The organism is Paraburkholderia sp. CNPSo 3274 (assembly GCF_024206475.1).
GTDB lineage: Bacteria > Pseudomonadota > Gammaproteobacteria > Burkholderiales > Burkholderiaceae > Paraburkholderia.
The window spans coordinates 1-505 of the sequence record NZ_JAMBPR010000280.1 but is presented as its reverse complement, the minus strand read 5'-3'; the positions used below and the strand labels follow the sequence as shown (position 1 = coordinate 505).

Genomic DNA, 505 nt, shown 5'->3' with positions numbered 1-505 from the left:
GTAGATCTTGAGCATCACCTCGGGATGATACGAAGGCCGCCCGGTCAGCGCTGGCTCGACACCTTCAAACCCCAGCTGCCGGAGATCGAGTTCATCCACAAAGACGTCCACCACGCGCACAGGATTGGTGTCCGTCACGTAGTCATCGAGCGCTTCGGGAAGGAGAAAGCTTTGTGTACGATTGTCGCCTTGCACGAACCGCTTCATCTCGCTCCATCCCTCGCTGTCGGATGAAGCATCTTAGCGCTTCAAAAAAGCGTTTTGACACAGGTGCGCCGGGAGACCGGCAAGGAGTAGGTGGTGCAAGTCCACTGCGATGAAGGAATAGCGAACCACATCGGCCCCGAGCCGTGCGCAGGTATCCGCGAGGATGTCGGCGAAGCGTCGGCAGGGGTACGTGCAGGCCAGCCATTGAGCCACGATAGAAAACTGATCCCGGGTGCCGACGCTGTCTGTGTAGCGGAAGGCAAAACGTCCGAGCGCGCAATCGCGAGCGCCCGGATGA

At 59.4% G+C, this 505-nt stretch carries 1 protein-coding gene and 1 pseudogene; both read right to left on the bottom strand.

Annotation, left to right across the window (positions count from 1 at the left end; all coding sequences use genetic code 11):
* Nucleotides 1-207 (bottom strand): annotated as a pseudogene (locus M3I54_RS44710) (IS5/IS1182 family transposase); the annotation flags it as partial.
* A 33-nt stretch (nucleotides 208-240) separates the two neighbouring features.
* Nucleotides 241-505 (bottom strand): hypothetical protein (locus M3I54_RS44705; protein WP_254346790.1); only part of this gene is annotated, 265 nt, incomplete at its 5' end.